We start from the raw sequence: 18351 nt of genomic DNA, 5'->3' as shown, positions 1-18351 counted from the left end.
ATCAACTCCTAGTTTGGTTTACTAAAGCATGAACCACTTCTTCAAACGTGGAATACACGGTCCCATACTCAATTTTCGGTCGCCCAATCATAATGATATCTAAGCCTAACTCTTTAGCTGCTTCCACTTTTTCATCCACAGATCCAACTTTTCCGCTTTCTTTTGTGACCATGACCGTCACTCCGTATTGCGTATAAAGCGCTTGATCAAACTCTTTTGTAAACGGACCTTGAATAGCAATAATATTTTTTTGCGGCAATCCTAACTGCTGACACTTTTCCATATTATCCAGCCTTGGAAGCATACGAGCAACAAGCCGTACATCTGAAAGAGGAAGGAGCTTTTCTGTAAAAACCTGCAGCGTCTTGCTGCCTGTTGTCAGCATAATAACTCCTTTTTTCTCAGCTGCTACTTCAGCTGCTTCTTCATACGTAGAAACCATCGTCATATTGTCGTAGGTAAAAGCCTGCGAAGCCCGCTCATAGCGTATGTAAGGAATCGATGTTTCAGCAGCCGCACCGATGGCGTTTTTAGATGCTTCTTCGGCAAAGGGGTGACTTGCATCCACAATAGCTTTTACACCATGTTCGTTTATAAAAGTCATCATATCTTCTTGTGTGAGACGTCCAATTTTCACTTTCACTTCTGCTCGCTGTAATTCGATTGCTGCATTGTCGGTTACAACCGTCGCCGTAACGTCGTAACCTTCTTTTTTCACTTGAACAGCTAATGCACGTGCATCGCTAGTTCCCGCTAACAATAAAATCATTTTAACTCGCCGACCTTATCTTCATGGTGGTGATGGTCATGATGGTGATCGTGGTGATGGTGCCCGTGATCATGATCATGATCGTGATGATGATGGTGATCAATATGCTCCATAATGCCGAGGCGATATTGACATGTATCGCAGTTCATTTTCACTTCGCCTTCTAATCCTTCTTCAGCACGTTCTTTTAAAATTGTCTGCAGTTTTGGATGAAAACCGAAATAGCCGGCTAGCTTAAACTCAATGTTTTCATGCTGCATTTTATACTGCTTCACCATTTCTTCCAAACGCTTAATTAGTACTCCTGTAAATAAGAAATACGGGAGAATAACCACTTTTTTAGCGCCCAGTTTTAAACATCGTTCCACTCCTTCATCAATCAATGGAGCGGTCACGCCCATAAAAGAAGTTTCGACGATTTTGTAGTTTGTTTTTTCCCAAAGAAGGCGCGTAATTTTATATAAATCACTGTTTGCATCAGGATCGCTTCCTCCTCGCCCTAAGACAATAACAGCCGTGTCTTCAGCTGGAGTTTCTAAATTTTCTCCTGATTCTTGTAATCTCGTTTTTAAAATTTCAAGGGCTTCTTCATGAACGCCAATGGGACGTCCGTACACGAAGTTTACGTGTGGATATTTTTCCTTAGCTTCATCTATAGCCGCCGGAATATGTATTTTTGAGTGGCCAGCTGGCAAGAGCATAATTGGAACTACAACTACATCTGTCGCTCCTTTTGCCACACATGTATCAATGCCTTGACTTACATTCGGACGTTCAAACTCTAGAAAACACGTTTCTACTAAAATAGATGGGTCCCAATCATGCTTCATAGTCGAGATAAACTCGCGAATTTGATCGTTCCCTTCAGGATCTCTACTTCCATGACCGACAAATAAAACTGATTTCATATAATGCCCTCCCATTTTTAATCTCCACACGGAGCTGGTTCTACTTTTATTTTTGGTGTTATATCTTGATAGTCGAATCCATAAACATTCTTCACACGCTTAAAGAATTTATGAAACCGCTCATTTGGATGACCTTTTTCTTTATATTCATTGACAATGTTCTCCACTATTTCAACAATGTCATCGGGCGCTATGCCTTCCGCCACAATTTGACCTGAATGGGCGTTTCGTCCAACCGTTTTAGCCCCTAAAAATAAGTCAAACGCACCTTTTCTGTAGACAATGCCGATATCTTCTTGAACAGCACCGTAGCAGGCCATACCGCATCCATTAATACCAAGCTTCAGCTCTTTTGGCATGTCCATTCCACCGAGACGCTTTTGTAATTGTTCCGTATGCGGGATGGCGTCACTTTTTTCTCCATCACAAAAATCACACGCTTTAATTGTAAACACGTCTCCGACTGGAGATAGTAAAAAGGAAGCTGATTGGAGCTTTTTAATAATCACATCTGGCTGAGCCGTTGGAATTTGCAGTTTGATTTGATGGTCAGGCGTATACTCCATCGTACCTTTTTCACCAACAACTTCTGCTAGTGTTGTCATTTGAACGGGCGTAAACTTCTTATTCGCAAGCCCTGGACTAACTGCCACTTCAAAAATAGACTCAATTGGCTGGTGTACGACCGGTGAAGTAGTTTCACCTAAAATTGCTTGAAGCGCTTCTTCTGCCAGAGCTCGTGAAGCTGCTTTTTCTTCTTTTGTATTCTGAACATCTTCAATAGCTGAAGCCGTTTGCTTTACAGTCTCCTCTTGATCAAGAGCCCATGGTTCTGCTTCTTTTCGAAGTCGCTGATGCGGTCTTAGCGGCTGCTCTGTTTGGTTGAGGGTATATTTCCGCTGATACCCGCGCGGTGTAATCATTAAGTCATCGTAAAAGAACGTAGATGAATTTCCGACAACAACGGTAGTCAGCATGCCTATTTCATGATTTAACATGTCTTTTAAATTGGTCATTACCACTTCTTCACGGTCACGATAAGCGCTTTTCACAAGACCAACAGGCGTATCGGGGGAACGGTATTTTAATAAAATCCTTTGCGCTTCCACAATTTGTCTTGTGCGTCTTCCGCTTTTCGGATTATAAAAAGCTACTACAAAATCTGCTTGTGCAGCTGCTTCGATTCGTTTTTCGATTAACTCCCAAGGCGTAAGGTGGTCACTTAAACTAATCGTACAGGCATCATGCATCACGGGCGCCCCAAGGAGGGATGCGCATGAATTAATAGCCGAAATGCCAGGAATCACTTCCAGCTCTACGCCCGTTTCTTTTTTCCATCCTTTTTCAATCAACACTTCATACACAAGGCCGGCCATTCCGTATACTCCTGCATCTCCGCTTGAAATGACCGCCACGGTTTTTCCCGCTTCAGCTTGCTTTACGGCTTCTTGTGCACGGCTTACTTCTTCGGTCATTCCTGTACTAATAATTTGCTGATTCGTTAATAGTCCTTGAATTAATTCCACATAGGTTTTATAACCAATGATCATATCACTTTCTTGAATGGCTTCTCTTGCTCGCTGTGTAATATGTTCAAAGCTTCCTGGACCGAATCCAATAACTAACAGTTTACCTTTCATGCTAGCTCCTCCTTTATGCGTTACTTTTTACTTTGTCAATTCCTTCTATGGAGTCACTCTTTTCCGGAGAAACAAAACCGTTTTGATCATATTCATAAATAAGTGATTCCTTTATACTGCAGCCTCCTGCTAAATGTTCTTCAACAATTCGATGAGCTACGTTTTCAGTGACCTGCTTGTACCAATCTCCTGAAGGGTACACGATAGCTACAGGAGCATCTTTGCATCTTCCGTTACAGCGCGTACGGGTTGTGTGAACCGCTTCATCTAGATTCAGTTCAGTCACTTTATTTCGAATAGCTTGCGTGGCTTCTTCTCCACCTTTTCTCATACAGCTGCTTCCATTACAAATCAATACGTGATGCTTTGTTGCATTCAAGTTCCAAGTCGTCACACTCATTCGCTCCTTTACTAAAAAAACGCCTCTATCAATGATAGAGGCGCAGAAAATTCAAACTAAGTTTTTGCACTTCCACCTATATCCCGTAGGGTAAGCTTCGCATTAGAAAAAGGCTGGTTTCCTGACTTCGATTCATTACTTGATTGCGCCTTCCCGAATACAGTGGCATATGCAATCAGCTCCTCTTCACAGTGGCGGGTACCGCGCTGGCTTCACACCAGACTTCCCATTTAACGCAATGTGAACATTGCGCACCTTTTTTGCACGATATGTAGTTTTGTGCTACGAGAAAAACCCGCTTCGCTAATATGCGAGCGGGTAAAACGTCAGAATAAAAGTGTACACAAATGCCACTTTAAGCCAACGTTTCCCTTCCCGCTCCCCGGAGAAATAGAAACTTCACAATAAAGACAGGTCTCCTGACTTGTGTATCATTCTACTTGAGAACCTTCCCGTGATTTTTCCACAGTGGTTATACTCGTTCGTCCACACTTACAGTTGCGGGGGCAGTACTGGTCTTTCACCAGTTTCCCTATTAAGCCTTCTTGGCATCTTTACTGTTGCTGTTTGATATATATGAACCTTTTAAACTATCAGAATAATAGAAGTAACTACCATATCATAGCGTACATTTTTTTTTATTTCAACTCTATTCTTTTCGTAAGATACAAGAAGCTATAAAAAAACAAGAGCATAAAGTCAGCTCTTGTTTTTTCATTATATAGCTACTAATGTTAAATGAGGATCATTATAATACACGACTTCTGAAAGAACTTTACAGCCATTTGTTTTGGCAAAAGCTTCTCTCGCCTGCGTTTCAGTTTCAAATTCAAACATTTTCATTTCTTTTCCAGCATATACCGTCAGTACCCACATGAAAAGATTCGCCTCCGATTATTGTAGTGATCGCTATATCCACATTATGACGAAACCATATCCTTTTGAAAACCCATTCTACAAAACTTGTCACAAGAAACTTTTAAAAATTTAAAAACATTTTAACTTCTGTAAATGAACAAAATGTACAAAAGGTTTAAGCCGTATTATACCTCTTTAAAAAAGGTGCTTTTTTTACCAACTGTTGCTTCACCAGTAAAAAATATATAGTATTTATTAAAAAAAGAATCCGGACAGCCGGCTTCTTTTTTAGGAAAGGAAAGTACAGACATCATAGTCCCTTCCTGCTCTTTGTTTTGCATAAAAATACACTAATTAAATATTCCTTTCTTAAAGCAGAACCATGTTCGATTGGATATAGTGGTAAAGAAGCTTGTACGTATGGTTTAATGAATCTTGATGCGTTCTCTCAAACGCATGAGAAGAATCAATTCCTGGACCAATTAAGCCGTGTACGATGTCATGCCCGGCACGAATAGCAGCAGAAGCATCTGATCCGTAAAACGGATAAATATCTAATTTGTACTGAATATCGTGCTCCTTGGCTAGCTCCACCAAATGCTTTCTCAAACCGTAATGATATGGGCCGCTTGAATCTTTTACACAAATAGACACGGTGTATTCATCAGTAGATTGTCCATCTCCCATGGCACCCATATCAACCGCTAAGTATTCTACCGTTTGAGGCGTAATATTCGAATTTCCTCCGTATCCAATTTCTTCATTATTTGAAATAAGAAAGTGCGTAGTGTATGGCAGTTCGATCTGCTCTTCTTGAATTGTTTTCATGAGCTGAAGCAATAAAGCTACGCTTGCTTTATCATCGAGATGACGAGATTTAATAAAACCGCTTTTTGTTATTTCTACACGAGGATCAAACGAAACAAAGTCGCCGACTTCAATTCCAAGACTGCGAACATCTTCTGCGCTATGTACTTTTTCATCCAATCGAATTTCTATATTATCTTGATTTCGCTCAGCTTTACCTGCATCTTTATACACATGAACAGATGTTTGATGCATAAGGATGGTCCCTGTAAATACTTCTCCTGCTGACGTTTCGATTTCACAATATTCTCCTTCAATGGAATTGTAGCGGAACCCTCCAATCAAGTCGATTTTCAGACGTCCACTCGGTTTGATTTCTTTTACCATAGCACCTAATGTATCGACATGAGCCGTCAGCATGCGGTGATGATCCGTATCTTTACCGGGAATAGTAGCGACTAAGCCTCCTTTTCGATTGCGATACGTTTGAATATTTAGCTCTTTTACATAGTCTTCGACAAATGAAATCACCTTTTCTGTATTTCCAGAAGGACTGGGAATCGAAACAAGCTTTTTAATTAACTGAACAGTTTCCGTCATTATGACACTTCCTTTGTCTCTCATTTCTTTTATTTTACCATATGTTTCAAAAAAGATAACAGGCAGCTCCAAACAAAAAAGCCAGGCAGCTGCCCGGCTTTTTTATTTTAAGCTATGTTTGATTTCTTTAATTCATTTGTGTAATTTAATGATTTTTGCTTATCAAACTCGCCTTCTGACTTGGACATTACAATTGCAGCTAAAGCATTTCCTACTACGTTAACTGTGGTACGCATCATATCAAGAATGCGGTCAATTCCTGCAATAAATGCCATGCCTTCAAGAGGGAAGCCCATAGATTCAAGCGTAGCAAGTACAACTACAAACGATGCCCCTGGTACACCAGCCATCCCTTTTGAGGTTAACATTAGCACAAGAAGGAGCTGAATTTGATCCATAATGGAAAGGTCAATGCCGTACATTTGAGCAATAAACAGCGATGCCAGCGCCTGATAAATGGTTGAACCATCTAAATTAAACGTGTAGCCTGTTGGAATAACAAACGATGTAACCGATTTAGAACAACCGAAGTCTTCCATCTTTTTGATAAGAGATGGTAAAACGGCTTCTGAACTTGCTGTTGTAAAAGCAAGAAGCAGCTCGTCTTTTAACACTTTTATGAGCGTAAACATGCTTGTTCCAGCCATTTTAGCAATAATTCCAAGAACCACAAGCACAAAGAAAATCATGGTGAAGTAAACGGCGAACACTAATTTCCCTAATGGAATAAGTGATCCGACACCAAACTTTATAATATTAACACCAATAAGTGCAAATACACCTACTGGAGCAAATTTCATCACCAAATTAGTTACCCAAAACATTGCATCCAAGACGCCTTCAAAAAAGGCTAAAACAGGTTTTCCTCTCTGTCCAATCGAAGCTACGCCTACACCAAACAGTACGGAAAATAAAATGATTGGTAAAAGATCGCCTTCTGCTACCGACTGAAAGACGTTTGTCGGAACAATATGAAGAAGCTCCTGAGCAATCCCTGTACTTTCAGACGTTTTTGCCGTTGCCTCATATTGAGAAATATCGCTTTTTGCAATATGTCCCATATCAACCCCTGCACCAGGGTGGAATAAGTTAGCGGCAATAATCCCCACTACAATCGCAATGGTTGTAACAATTTCAAAATAAAGAATTGTTTTTCCGCCAAGCTTACCTAATTTTTTGATATCGCCTACTCCTGCGACCGCTACGATTAATGCTGAAATCACGATCGGTACGACAATCATCTTAATTAAATGAATAAATATGTCTCCAATTGGCTGTAAAATAGAAATGGCCGTATCGCTTCCGTAAAAGATAGCACCTACAGCTACGCCTAAGATCAGTCCAATTAGAATCTGAGTTGCTAGACCTAACCTTTTCACTTTCTTGCTCCTTTCGCACAGTTGACTTTCACCCATCGAGCATATGCGGTTCAACGAACCGTGTATAAATATACATCCTTACAGCACCTTATGTAAACAGTTCTTTACTAATAAGGATGTAAGGCCGCACATGCAAATTTTTAAAAGCCACGGTTCTGTTTTATCATATCAAATAATTGTTGTACACTGAGATTTTTTTGCTAAGTATTTTTCTATTTTTGCTATTTCAGCGAATAAATAAAAAAAATAAAATTTTATATTGAAATATGCATTTTAGGTTAGTATAATACGATACATGTTTATTTTTATTATTCGAATATAAAATTCTGAAAATTTTAATTATTCAACACGATAATAAAAAGCATTTATAATTTTGGAGGTTTTAATGTGTCAAACAAAGTTCCTTTTTCATTTATAGTGGTTATTGGCTTTATGCTTTTTGCCCTATTCTTCGGCGCAGGTAATTTAATTTTCCCTGCAATGTTAGGTCAGTCTGCTGGAAGCAATATTTGGTCAGCAAATGCTGGATTTTTAGTAACGGGTGTAGGTCTGCCTCTGCTAGGCGTTCTCGCATTTGGTTTTTCCGGAAAAGAGGATCTGCAGTCTTTAGCTAGTCGCGTACACCCAGCTTTCGGTATTATCTTTACTACGATTTTATACTTGGCAATCGGACCGCTTTTTGCAATGCCAAGAACGGGAAGTGTTTCGTTTGAAATTGGCGTTAAGCCTTTTTTATCAGAAAATTCAGGTCACCTTCCCCTTATCATTTTCACGGTAATTTTCTTTACGATTACGTGCTTTTTTTCGCTAAATCCTGCGAAAATTGTCGATTTAGTAGGAAAAGTTTTAACACCTATTAAATTAACGTTTATTGGAATATTGGTAGTTGTAGCCGTTGTGAACCCAATTGGAAAGTTCGAAGCACCAAGCGAAGCTTATACAACACACTCATTTTTCAAAGGCTTCCAAGAAGGCTACTTAACAATGGATACATTAGCATCATTTGTTTTTGGAATTATTATTATTAATGCAATTAAAGAAAAAGGAGCAAAAACCAACCGACAAATCATCACAATTTGTGCAAAAGCTACGGCTATCGCTGCCGTTATTTTGGCTCTTATTTATAGTGCATTGTCTTATATGGGTGCTTCAAGCGTATCAGAGCTTGGACGTCTTGATAACGGAGGTACGGTTTTGGCTGAAGTATCAAATTACTACTTTGGCTCTTACGGAGGAATTCTTTTAGGTCTGATGATTACCGTTGCTTGTTTAACAACAAGTGTAGGCCTTGTAACATCTTGTTCATCTTTCTTCCATAAGTTGTTTCCAAGGGTTTCTTATAAGTTGATTGCTGTCATTTTATCAGCATTCAGCGCCGTTGTAGCAAACTTTGGCTTAACGGAATTAATCGCTATTTCGGTTCCAGTCTTAACAGCTATTTATCCGTTAGCTATTGTGTTAATTGCTTTAACATTCTTACATCCTTTATTTAAAGGACGTTCTGAAGTTTACCAAGTAAGCCTTCTGTTCACGTTTATCGTTAGTTTATTTGATGGCTTAAATGCTGCTGGATTCAAAATTGCCGCAGTAAACGATCTGTTTACATCGATTCTACCTATGTATGGAGTGGGTCTCGGCTGGGTAGTTCCTGCTATTGTAGGAGGATTAATCGGTCTTGGCATTACCTTCCTTCGTACAAATGATAATACGAACAGAAACACTTCAAGAAAATTAATTAAATAAAAAGAGGATGCATTTGCATCCTCTTTTTATTGTGGCGTTTTATGAATAAGGAGTTTTTTTCTCCGTTAACTTCACTTCTTCCTTTAACACACGTTTTTCATATAGATATTTATCCGTTTGTTGAAAATGATATTTATCAGCTTTTTCTTTTTCAGATGTGGTCAAAAGCACTTGACCATCAGAAGCAGCTGACACACCAAACGTTTCATTTCGATAAGTAGCATACGGAGCTACAAAAAACACTTCTTCAACAGCATCACGAGGAACTTCTTTTGTAAAAGTCGTGTCATTGTATGGAATGAATCCATTTGCTACATCGCCTTTATCATAGCTAATCAGCTTTACACACCCATTTTCCGTTTCATAACATTCGTAGTCTCGTTCATTATATGCTGCATACAAACCTTTTCGAATCATAAAAAACATTCCTTTACATTGGTTTAGCAACCGCTGGCACAAATCGTTTTTCTTCTGCCACGTAGGTAGCTAAAAGTACTTCTTCCCCATTTACCACTTGATATAGTTCCGCTCCGTTTGCTGGTGGATAATAGTTATCAAATTTGAACTCTGGAACGGTTTCTCCGTTTCGAGATCCTGTAAACCCATTAAGCGTACATGGAGGTCCATAATTATTACCAATCAATCCCTTTTAGTAGGTCTCAAAAATAAAACACACCATCTAAAATAGATGGTGTGTGAAGTATAGTAAGTAATTAAGAAATTTGTTTAAGTTCTGATGAGAGTTTTAAAAACTCTTCTTTATTTTTCATCAATAGCGTGCGGTCGATTTCTTCTTTTAGCTGTGCTTTACGAAATTCTGCAATCGCCTTGTCTAAAATCATCTCAGCGAATAATGCATCAAGCACCTTTCCGTTGGATTTTTGCGGTGAATTAAGTAAATTCTTTTTCATAAGAAATCAACTCCTTGGCTTTTTTATAATATAACACAAATATTCTGACTTTTCAATCATTTAAACCAAGTATTTTACATCTATTTTTTTCCACATAAAAAGGCCGCCCTTTTTGTTATAAGGCGCGGCCTTTTATTATGAATCTGCGGCTTTTTCTTTTACTTCCGCATAGTAGTTTTCATATTCAATAAATTCAGGAGCTTGATGAGCTGCCATGATACCGTGGTAACTGATGTCTAAGCCCACTTCTTCTTCTTCTTCCGTAGATCGAAGCGGAACCACCAAGGAAATAACCTTTAACCCTATCCACGTCGTAACAAACCCCCAAGCGCATAGAGCAATTAATCCAAGAAGTTGAACGCCAAGTAACGTCCAGCTCCCTCCTGTAAACACACCGCCGTCTGTAGAAAATAAACCCACAGCCAACGTGCCCCATATTCCCGAAGCAGCGTGTACAGGAAAAGCTCCTACAGGATCGTCGATTTGACGTGCTTCGAGCCAGTTTGTAGCTGCCATCATTAATAAGCCGGATACAGCTCCAATAAAAATAGCAGATGGCGTATTTACAAAAGCGCACCCGGCCGTGATGCCGACAAGTCCGGCAAGCGATCCATTTATTACAGAAGGTGCATCTGAACGGTTGTAGCGAAATAAAGTATAAAATAAAGTAGCTGCTCCGCCTGCTGCTGCTGATAACATTGTGACAATAGCAATGTGACCAATTCTAACGTCAGTGGCACTTAGCGTACTTCCTGCATTAAACCCGAACCATCCAAACCATAATAAAAAAGCACCCACTGATGCAAGCGGCAAATTGCTTGGAAGAGAAACAGAACTAATTCCATTTTTCGTGAACTTCCCTTTTCTCGGTCCAATCATTATTGCAGCTGCTAAAGCTGAAAAACCGCCAAGAGCATGAATAACTGCCGAACCGGCAAAATCAAGCATCCCTAACTTACTAATCCATCCGCCTCCCCAAATCCAGTGGCCGGCTATAGGATAAATAAATGTAGTCATTAAAATCGCATATAAAAGATATGCGCGGAAATTAATTCGTTCTGCCACCGCTCCAGAAACGATAGAAATGACCGCAATAACAAACGCACATTGAAACAGCCAAAATGTTTCAAGCCCAATTGGAATGTCAAGGTGCGATAAATTACCTGAGAGCGCAAAACCGCTTTTACCGAAGATTCCGCCTAAATCATCTCCGTACATTAATCCAAACCCAATTAAATAGAAACAAAGCGTTCCTATTGTAATATCAGCGAATACTTTCATAATAATATTGACGCTATTTTTATAGCGGACAAAACCTGCCTCTAGCAAGGCAAAGCCGCCTTCCATTAGCAAAATCATCGCCGCTGTTAACACAACCCACGTCGTATTTATACCTAAACTTAGTTCATTAACACTCATATCCCAACGCCTCCACTGCTTTTTAATCGTTTTATTTCTTGTACAATAGCAGGCGAAAGCGTAATTTCACTTGTTTCTTCATTTTCCGCTTTTATTAATTCAAGAACTTCATGAAGTTCTCGCATTTGTGCTTTAAGGTGATCAATTTTTTTAAAGCGTTCCTTTACGTATACCATATACTCGACCGCTTGATGCTGACTTAAAGGACGCCCGGTAAAAAATTTACGAAACGGTGATAGTGATTGGTACCAAGCTTCTTCAGCACGTTTCTTCTCTTCGTATTTACTAATTTTCGCTTTTATATCCTCTATTTCTTGTGCTTTAGCTTCTTTTAACTTCATTATAAATTCAATTAATTTTAATTGAGGCAATGTAATGACCACATTATGATAAAGTTCATCCACTATAACCATGTTATATCTCCTTACATAAGATGTTATATTTAGATTATATGTAGAACACTATAGTAAGTCAATGTAATTTTTTGAAAACTCTTTAAATAGTAAATGCGCCCTATCTTTTTACTACTTATAGAATATTAAGTTCGTATGTGTTGAAATATGACGTTATTTGTTTTATCGTAGGAAGAGGAATTATGTTAGTTCCCTATTTTAATTTTATTTACCTAGGCAATTATTCGCTTTATTTTTTATAAACTTTTATTAAACAAAGGGTTACGAGGTTCTTCACTTATTTTTTCAACGAAATGAGTTGATTTTATCTCGTATTAAAATTAAAATAGAATTATGTGCAAGATTTCACAACTTCACAATGTAGTTTGAAAGTCTAGCAGATAACTAGGAACTACATATGCAACAGTATCCAGCAAAGGAGGACTTTTCATGTCTCAATCAACTATTCAAAAATCAGCTGCAGAGGAAAATGCTGCTGTACAAACAGAAGCGGCAGTTAACAAAGGTCAAGCGGATGTGTTAGATCAATTGTTAAAGCCTGAAGTACAAGAAGCTCTTACTGTTCTTGTAGATAATTTACCAAAATTATCTGAAATGGTAACGGTGCTTACAAAAACTTACGACGTTGCGCAATCATTATTAACTGACGACGTATTAAAAGAAGATCTACTTGGTGGAGTAAAAGAATTTATCGAGCCGGTAGAAGGAACAGTAAAAGGTCTTGCAGCTACTGCAATCGAAGCAAACGATCGTGCAGAAGCAAATGCTTCTAATTCAATCGGTTTATTCGGTTTATTACGCATGCTTAAAGATCCACAAGCTCAAAAACTATTCCGCTTTGCACAAGCGTATTTAGACATTACAAACGAAAAACAAAAATAATTTTCATTAAAAAGTGTGGACGGAGGATCGACTATGTCAAAACATATTTTAATTTTAGGCGGCGGTTACGGTGGTTTATTAACTGCAATGACAGCTCGCCAACACCTAAGTGCGGATGAAGCAAAAATTACAGTAGTGAACCGTTTTGCTACTCACCAAATCATTACAGAATTACACCGTCTAGCTGTAGGCGGCGTTTCTGAACAAGCGGTAGCTTTACCACTTGATAAATTACTTAAAAACTACAACGTTGATTTAAAAATTGCAACGGTAAAAGAAATCTCACCAGATCAACGTGAAGTATCTCTTGAAGATGGTACAAAATTAAGCTACGACTACCTTGTTACAGCTTTAGGTAGTGAAACTGCTTACTTCGGTATCCCTGGTTTAGAAGAGCACAGCTTCGTTCTTAAATCAGTAAATGATGCAAACCGTTTACGTGCACACGTAGAAGCTTGTATCGCTGAATACAGCAAAACAAAAAATAAAGCTGACGGTACAATCGTAGTTGGCGGTGGCGGATTAACAGGTATCGAACTTGTTGGTGAATACGCTGACTTAATGCCAAGCCTATGTCTAAAACACGGTGTTGATCCGAAAGAAATTTCTCTATACTGTGTAGAAGCAGCTCCTACAGTTCTTCCAGGCTTCCCTGCTGAATTAGTAGAGCGCGCTCAATCAAGCTTAACAAAACGTGGCGTTACATTTGTTACTGGTACACCTGTAACAAAAATGGATGCTACAACTGTTGAACTTAAAGACGGCAGCAAAATTGAAACAAAAACAATGGTATGGACTGGCGGAGTTCAAGGTAACTCTGTAGTTGCTAACTCAGGTATCGAAGTAAATCGCGGTCGTGCACTTGTAAATGAATTCTTACAATCTACATCTCATAAAGATGTATTCCTTGCTGGTGACTCAGCGGTTGTAATGGGTCCAGAAGGTCGCCCTTACCCACCTACTGCTCAATTAGCTTGGCAAATGGGTGAAGTTGTAGGCGTGAACTTAGCAGTAGCTATTCGCGGCGGAGCAATGGAATCATTCGTTCCTGTCTTCTCTGGTACACTAGGAAGTCTTGGACGCAAAGATGCAATTGGTACAATCGGCGGAAACAAAACGCAATTAAAAGGTTTACCAGCATCACTTATGAAAGAAGCAAGTAACGTTCGTTACTTATCTCATATCAAAGGATTATTTGCATTAGCTTATTAATCCGTCTTAAAACGAAAGAGGAATTCTCCTCTTTCGTTTTTTTATTTACATAAGCCAAGAAATAAGAAGCGGCAGCGTAATCAACGATAAAATAGCACTAATAACAAAAGCAGATGCCGTTTCGTTTTCTAAGCTTTCAAACCGCAAAGCAATCATCGCTGCTACAGCAGACCCAGGAAAAGCTACCAGTAAAATAGCTTTTGTCACTTCATCTGAAGACAACCCTATCCATACTGCAATTCCGAGCATAACGATGGGTTGAACCGCTACTTTTAAGACGGCTATCCCAAGCGCCCCTTTACTAAAGTTAATTTTTCCAATTCCAATCGTTACTCCTACCGCAAACAAAGCTGCTCCCGATGTAATACTTCCGATTTGATCAAGCATATCCTGTAACAGTTTAGGTGACTGAAAGCCGCAAAGCGTTAAAATCACTCCAATTAACGGTACACATGCCAAAGGCTCAGATAAACCATGCAAAATAGAATGAACCGTTACTTTGAATAAACTTGTTTTCTCTTCCCCTTCTTTTCGCCCCCGTTGTCCAACGGTTCCCAAAATCGTTGCCAGCGGATCTAAAATCGCGTTTACTACGATTCCTGTGATGGCAATTGGAATCGCTACTGCACCTGCACCGAACAATCCTCCGAGTACTGGAATGCCCATAAAAGCAAACGTTGGCTGAGCTGAGTTTAGAGCAAACATAGAAGAAGAAGTTAGCGTATGCTTCCCTGCATACTTCACGACAAGCAAGATAATGAGGTAAAACCCGACGATTCCTAAAATCAGCGCTACTAAAAACGGCCATTCGTCTATGAGTGTTTTTCTTGGCGTTGTCGTTACACCTACAAATAAGTGTGCAGGAAGCGCAAACTTCGTTACTAATGTGTTGAGCCCCTTAGACGTTTGCTTATCAAATTTTTTAAAGTGCCCTGCTAAATAACCAAGCAAAATGACAAAAAAGATAGGCGCGAGAATGAGGAAAATTTGACCTATGCTCATTTATCATTCACCTCATTCATTTCTTGCCTTAACAGGTTTATAAACAGGCTGCCATACCGCTTCTTCTACAAGTTCAGCTACATTTTTTTCGGTAACAGTTGCTACGTTATCTTTTACAGCAGCATCGGCAACTGCTACAGCAACCGCCTTTGATGCTTTTTGAAGATCTTTAATATTTGGAAGAAGCGTATCTCCTTTTGTATCTGTTTCTGCTATACGCGCTACTGCATTGGCTGCTTCTGCAAACATAGATTCAGTAAACTTTTGAGCGCGAACCACAATTGCACCTAAACCAAGACCTGGAAACACAAATGCATTATTAGCCTGTCCGATTTCGTAAGTGTGCCCGTTATATTCAACGGGTTCAAATGGACTTCCCGTTGCAATAAGGGCTTTTCCTTCCGTCCATTTTATAATATTTTCCGGAACAGCTTCAGCAAGTTTAGTTGGGTTTGAAAGCGGCATAATCACCGGGCGCTCTACATGCTTTGCCATTTCTTTAATAATTTCTTCGGTAAAAGCATCCGTGACGCCTGATGTTCCAATTAAAATCGTTGGCTTCACTTGCTTGACAAGCTCCAACAGTGAAATTTTATTTTCATCGTCTTTTTCCCATTCTTTAATCTCTTCATTTTGGCGAACATATGGCTGTTGAAAAGGAGCTAAATCTTCCATATCTTCCGTTAACAGACCTCTGTAATCATATGCCCAAAAACGATCATATGCTTCTTCTTCAGATAACCCTTCAAGCATCATCGCACTATGAATACGATCGGCATTCCCAATTCCAGCGGATCCTGGTCCAAATACAACAACTCGCTGATCTTTTAAAGGCGTTCCTGTAATACGAACCGCTGTTAAAACGGCTGCAAGAGTAATTACTCCCGTTCCTTGAATATCATCATTAAATGTTAAAATTTTATCGCCATATTCTTTCATAATGTGACGCGCGTTAATATTACCAAGATCCTCCCAATGAAGAAGCGCTTTAGGAAACTTGGCCGTTATTTCTTTTACAAATTGAGCGATAAAACGATTATAGTCTTCTCCTTTTACTCGTTCATGACGATTTCCTAAATACAAAGGATCTTCAAGAAGCTTTTTGTTATTGGTCCCCATGTCAAGAACAACAGGCAGTACGCGGCTTGGGTCAATTCCTGCTGCAGCTGTGTAGACCGCTAACTTTCCCACTGCAATATTTATCCCTCCTACACCCCAGTCCCCAATGCCTAGAATACTTTCTGAATCCGTGACTACAAGCAAATCAATATCTTCGCTGTCGAGCCCTAAATTTTCAATCGCCTCACTTAATCGATCCGCTTCATTTACGGATAAATATAAGCCGTCAGGACGGTGGTATTCATGGCTGTATTCTTGAATGGATTGACCTACAGTAGGCGTGTAAATAATGGGAAGCATTTCACTTAAATGATCGGTTAATAAACGATAAAACAACACGACGTTCCGATTATGTAGATCATTCAACGAATTATTTTTTTGAAGATCATTCGGTGCTTTTTTGAACTGCTCATATGCTCTCTTTGCCTGTTCTTCTAACGTTAAGACCGTCGGAGGAAGAAGCCCCTGCAGATGAAGGTCTTGTCTTTCTTCTTCAGTAAAAGCAGAACCTTTGTTTAAATAAGAAGTGGATAAAACTGATTTTCCTTTTAGTGAAGTTGAAATTGAACCATCTTTTTCTATTTTATATGCTCTCATGTTTTTACCTCTTTTCGTGAACAATTAGATAGGGTTAGGTTCAGCAAAGAGATATATTTTTAACCATTTATTTTTAATGAAAACAAAAAAAGAGATTGAAGCATAACTACATCAATACAATCTAAAGACGAAAAAACGGGATAAATGAACCCTGTGTTCAACCTAACAATAAAAAGATCCGAACGATTCATCGTTCGGATCTTCCTTACACGAAAATACGTTTTTTACACCATGCTATAGTCTTCGTGCTCACTTTCTGAGTAATTAGGTGGCTGTATATGTGAAGGCACAAGACATTCATAGCTTTCCCCTTCTAGCCTATCCTCTAGCTCTTGTTTCGCTTGACTAATCAGCTCTTGATTTTCTATCATTTCAATCGCCGTAGCCGCAATGGCTTTTCCAGCTAACAACATCGCATCGTGAGCATACTCTGTTTTCCCTTGAGCAACAGCTTGCCATGTATGAAACGGCGTAGCATAAGCCCACGTTGCAGTCACGCACTGTGCAGTTGGAACATTCCAGCTAACGTCTGCAACATCGGTTGATCCCGTCATGAAGGAAACATTTTTAGACATAGGAGCAATTTGGTTGAAGACTGGATGATTTGCTAAAGCTCTGTCTAGCAGTGAACCGACTTGTTTTTTTGCTGCTTCTTTGTCTTCAGCGGATGTAGACTCGTAAATAGCTTTGGCAAAGACTATTTCTTCATGTTTCACCTCAGCCAAATTTATCTGCATCATTTGCTTATGCATCAGCTGCTCCATTGTTTGATTTGGAATTAGATTAGCGCAGGCTCCTTGAATTTCCTGTTCCATTTGTGTTTCAGTCATTAAAGCCGCTCCCTTTGCAATTTTCACAACCCGTTCATAAAGTTCTTTTACTTGAGATGGCTTCGGAGCACGAATTAAGTACATGACTTCCGCTTCTGCTTGAACAACATTAGGAGAAATGCCTCCGCTGTTTGTAATGGCATAGTGTACGCGCGCTTCATCTATCATATGTTCACGCATATAATTCACACCAATATTCATCAACTCTACAGCGTCTAAAGCGCTTCTGCCAAGGTGAGGACTAGCAGCTGCATGACTGCTTCTTCCTTTAAATTTAAAAGTTGCTTGCATAACCGCATTCGATGACGTATGCATGACACCATTAACGGTAGCCGGATGCCACGAAAACGCGATGTCTACATCTTGGAAAAATCCTTCTCGTACCATATACGTCTTTCCGTAGCCACTTTCCTCAGCTGGACATCCATAGTATCGAACGGTTCCCGGAACATTTTTTTCTTTTAAGTATTCTTTGACTGCAAGCGCAGCTGCTAGTGAGCCTACGCCAAGTAGGTTATGTCCACACCCATGGCCATTTCCATTTTTTTTGACTGGATCTGCTACTGCACACTTATCTTTTTGACTCAGCCCGGTAAGCGCATCATATTCACCAAGAATAGCGATGATCGGATAACCGTGCCCGTAACTTCCAATAAAACCTGTTTCAAGGCTAGCAATATGTGTACGAAGCGTAAACTCTTCTTTTTCTAACATGTCGCAAATTAGCTGTGCCGACTTATGCTCTTCAAACCTCGTTTCTGCATATTCCCATATTTGATCACTGATTTGAGTTAGCTCGTGTCGCTTTTGTTCAATAAGTTGTTCGACTTTTTTGACAATATCCATAAGACACTCTCCTTTT

19 protein-coding genes and 2 riboswitches are annotated in these 18351 nt (G+C 39.4%); of the genes, 3 read left to right on the top strand and 16 right to left on the bottom strand.

Translation table 11 applies throughout. The annotated features are described in order from the left end of the window. Position 1: 1 nt before the first annotated feature. The 8 genes from cobK to WKH56_RS15360 form a co-directional block, all read right to left on the bottom strand. A complete protein-coding gene (gene cobK / locus WKH56_RS15395) occupies positions 2-769 on the bottom strand; it encodes a precorrin-6A reductase (protein WP_063247868.1) in 768 nt (255 codons plus the stop codon). After that, a complete protein-coding gene (locus tag WKH56_RS15390; RefSeq protein ID WP_033579551.1) occupies positions 766-1677 on the bottom strand; it encodes a sirohydrochlorin chelatase in 912 nt (303 codons plus the stop codon). Before WKH56_RS15390 ends, cobK begins: the two co-directional genes overlap by 4 nt. Positions 1678-1694: 17 nt before the next feature. Next, positions 1695-3317 (bottom strand): precorrin-3B C(17)-methyltransferase, encoded by a 1623-nt coding sequence (gene cobJ / locus WKH56_RS15385; protein ID WP_063247867.1) that lies wholly within the window; start codon positions 3315-3317, stop codon positions 1695-1697. A 13-nt stretch (positions 3318-3330) separates the two neighbouring features. Continuing rightward, positions 3331-3711 carry a (2Fe-2S) ferredoxin domain-containing protein gene (locus tag WKH56_RS15380; protein WP_063247866.1) on the bottom strand — a complete coding sequence of 127 codons (381 nt, stop codon included), beginning with the start codon at positions 3709-3711 and terminating at the stop codon, positions 3331-3333. Between the two features lie 100 nt (positions 3712-3811). Continuing rightward, a riboswitch (cobalamin riboswitch) is annotated at positions 3812-3991 on the bottom strand. Positions 3992-4109: 118 nt separating this feature from the next. Continuing rightward, a riboswitch (cobalamin riboswitch) is annotated at positions 4110-4288 on the bottom strand. Positions 4289-4434: 146 nt separating this feature from the next. Further along, the gene (locus tag WKH56_RS15375) at positions 4435-4593 is read right to left on the bottom strand and encodes a hypothetical protein (RefSeq protein WP_014459832.1); all 159 of its coding nucleotides are present in this window, start codon (positions 4591-4593) and stop codon (positions 4435-4437) included. Positions 4594-4760: 167 nt separating this feature from the next. Next, the gene (locus WKH56_RS15370; protein WP_168760861.1) at positions 4761-4916 is read right to left on the bottom strand and encodes a hypothetical protein; all 156 of its coding nucleotides are present in this window, start codon (positions 4914-4916) and stop codon (positions 4761-4763) included. Between the two features lie 28 nt (positions 4917-4944). After that, positions 4945-5982 carry a M42 family metallopeptidase gene (locus WKH56_RS15365; RefSeq protein ID WP_063247865.1) on the bottom strand — a complete coding sequence of 346 codons (1038 nt, stop codon included), beginning with the start codon at positions 5980-5982 and terminating at the stop codon, positions 4945-4947. Positions 5983-6089: 107 nt separating this feature from the next. Further along, complete coding sequence (locus tag WKH56_RS15360; protein ID WP_048019195.1) at positions 6090-7361, bottom strand: cation:dicarboxylate symporter family transporter; 1272 nt, start codon at positions 7359-7361, stop codon at positions 6090-6092. A gap of 387 nt (positions 7362-7748) precedes the next feature. Between WKH56_RS15360 and brnQ the strand changes: the two genes are divergently transcribed. Continuing rightward, a complete protein-coding gene (brnQ, locus tag WKH56_RS15355; protein WP_063247864.1) occupies positions 7749-9104 on the top strand; it encodes a branched-chain amino acid transport system II carrier protein in 1356 nt (451 codons plus the stop codon). 39 nt (positions 9105-9143) lie between these two features. On the opposite strand, the gene WKH56_RS15350 is transcribed toward brnQ, so the two are convergent. From WKH56_RS15350 to WKH56_RS15330, 5 genes are all read right to left on the bottom strand, one after another. After that, complete coding sequence (locus WKH56_RS15350) at positions 9144-9521, bottom strand: hypothetical protein (protein ID WP_063247863.1); 378 nt, start codon at positions 9519-9521, stop codon at positions 9144-9146. 13 nt (positions 9522-9534) lie between these two features. Next, positions 9535-9747, bottom strand: coding sequence for a hypothetical protein (locus WKH56_RS15345; protein ID WP_047750840.1), 213 nt, complete (start codon positions 9745-9747; stop codon positions 9535-9537). A gap of 70 nt (positions 9748-9817) precedes the next feature. Next, a complete protein-coding gene (locus WKH56_RS15340) occupies positions 9818-10015 on the bottom strand; it encodes an IDEAL domain-containing protein (RefSeq protein ID WP_013057324.1) in 198 nt (65 codons plus the stop codon). 135 nt (positions 10016-10150) lie between these two features. Beyond that, positions 10151-11434, bottom strand: a complete 1284-nt coding sequence (locus WKH56_RS15335) for an ammonium transporter (protein WP_048019192.1) — start codon at positions 11432-11434, stop codon at positions 10151-10153. Continuing rightward, on the bottom strand, positions 11431-11847 hold the full coding sequence (locus WKH56_RS15330; protein WP_028413111.1) for a hypothetical protein: 417 nt from the start codon (positions 11845-11847) through the stop codon (positions 11431-11433). Before WKH56_RS15330 ends, WKH56_RS15335 begins: the two co-directional genes overlap by 4 nt. A 429-nt stretch (positions 11848-12276) precedes the next feature. Here WKH56_RS15330 and WKH56_RS15325 point away from each other — a divergent pair, with 429 nt between their 5' ends. After that, positions 12277-12729, top strand: coding sequence for a DUF1641 domain-containing protein (locus WKH56_RS15325; RefSeq protein ID WP_013057327.1), 453 nt, complete (start codon positions 12277-12279; stop codon positions 12727-12729). A 33-nt stretch (positions 12730-12762) separates the two neighbouring features. Then, positions 12763-13941 carry an NAD(P)/FAD-dependent oxidoreductase gene (locus WKH56_RS15320; RefSeq protein ID WP_013057328.1) on the top strand — a complete coding sequence of 393 codons (1179 nt, stop codon included), beginning with the start codon at positions 12763-12765 and terminating at the stop codon, positions 13939-13941. A gap of 45 nt (positions 13942-13986) precedes the next feature. Here the strand turns inward: WKH56_RS15320 and WKH56_RS15315 are convergent, their stop codons facing one another. The 3 genes from WKH56_RS15315 to WKH56_RS15305 all read right to left on the bottom strand — a co-directional run bounded on the left by WKH56_RS15315 (position 13987) and on the right by WKH56_RS15305 (position 18335). Beyond that, on the bottom strand, positions 13987-14943 hold the full coding sequence (locus WKH56_RS15315) for an AEC family transporter (protein ID WP_063247862.1): 957 nt from the start codon (positions 14941-14943) through the stop codon (positions 13987-13989). Positions 14944-14955: 12 nt separating this feature from the next. After that, positions 14956-16659 (bottom strand): NAD-dependent malic enzyme, encoded by a 1704-nt coding sequence (locus WKH56_RS15310; protein WP_063247861.1) that lies wholly within the window; start codon positions 16657-16659, stop codon positions 14956-14958. A 224-nt stretch (positions 16660-16883) separates the two neighbouring features. After that, on the bottom strand, positions 16884-18335 hold the full coding sequence (locus tag WKH56_RS15305) for a M20 family metallopeptidase (RefSeq protein ID WP_063247860.1): 1452 nt from the start codon (positions 18333-18335) through the stop codon (positions 16884-16886). Positions 18336-18351: the final 16 nt, after the last annotated feature.

The sequence above is a fragment of the Priestia sp. SB1 genome (assembly GCF_038898415.1).
This window is presented reverse-complemented; position numbering and strand designations above follow the sequence as displayed.

Excerpts from the sequence above, each read along its gene's own strand:
- WKH56_RS15390 (WP_033579551.1), bottom strand. The coding sequence starts at position 1,677 with ATGAAATCAGTTTTATTTGTCGGTCATGGAAGTAGAGATCCTGAAGGG.
- WKH56_RS15375 (WP_014459832.1), bottom strand. The coding sequence starts at position 4,593 with ATGTGGGTACTGACGGTATATGCTGGAAAAGAAATGAAAATGTTTGAA.
- WKH56_RS15305 (WP_063247860.1), bottom strand. The coding sequence starts at position 18,335 with ATGGATATTGTCAAAAAAGTCGAACAACTTATTGAACAAAAGCGACAC.
- WKH56_RS15340 (WP_013057324.1), bottom strand. The coding sequence starts at position 10,015 with ATGAAAAAGAATTTACTTAATTCACCGCAAAAATCCAACGGAAAGGTG.
- WKH56_RS15315 (WP_063247862.1), bottom strand. The coding sequence starts at position 14,943 with ATGAGCATAGGTCAAATTTTCCTCATTCTCGCGCCTATCTTTTTTGTC.
- WKH56_RS15330 (WP_028413111.1), bottom strand. The coding sequence starts at position 11,847 with ATGGTTATAGTGGATGAACTTTATCATAATGTGGTCATTACATTGCCT.
- cobK (WP_063247868.1), bottom strand. The coding sequence starts at position 769 with ATGATTTTATTGTTAGCGGGAACTAGCGATGCACGTGCATTAGCTGTT.
- WKH56_RS15320 (WP_013057328.1), top strand. The coding sequence starts at position 12,763 with ATGTCAAAACATATTTTAATTTTAGGCGGCGGTTACGGTGGTTTATTA.
- WKH56_RS15365 (WP_063247865.1), bottom strand. The coding sequence starts at position 5,982 with ATGACGGAAACTGTTCAGTTAATTAAAAAGCTTGTTTCGATTCCCAGT.
- cobJ (WP_063247867.1), bottom strand. The coding sequence starts at position 3,317 with ATGAAAGGTAAACTGTTAGTTATTGGATTCGGTCCAGGAAGCTTTGAA.
- WKH56_RS15350 (WP_063247863.1), bottom strand. The coding sequence starts at position 9,521 with ATGATTCGAAAAGGTTTGTATGCAGCATATAATGAACGAGACTACGAA.
- WKH56_RS15370 (WP_168760861.1), bottom strand. The coding sequence starts at position 4,916 with ATGCAAAACAAAGAGCAGGAAGGGACTATGATGTCTGTACTTTCCTTT.
- WKH56_RS15310 (WP_063247861.1), bottom strand. The coding sequence starts at position 16,659 with ATGAGAGCATATAAAATAGAAAAAGATGGTTCAATTTCAACTTCACTA.
- WKH56_RS15335 (WP_048019192.1), bottom strand. The coding sequence starts at position 11,434 with ATGAGTGTTAATGAACTAAGTTTAGGTATAAATACGACGTGGGTTGTG.
- WKH56_RS15325 (WP_013057327.1), top strand. The coding sequence starts at position 12,277 with ATGTCTCAATCAACTATTCAAAAATCAGCTGCAGAGGAAAATGCTGCT.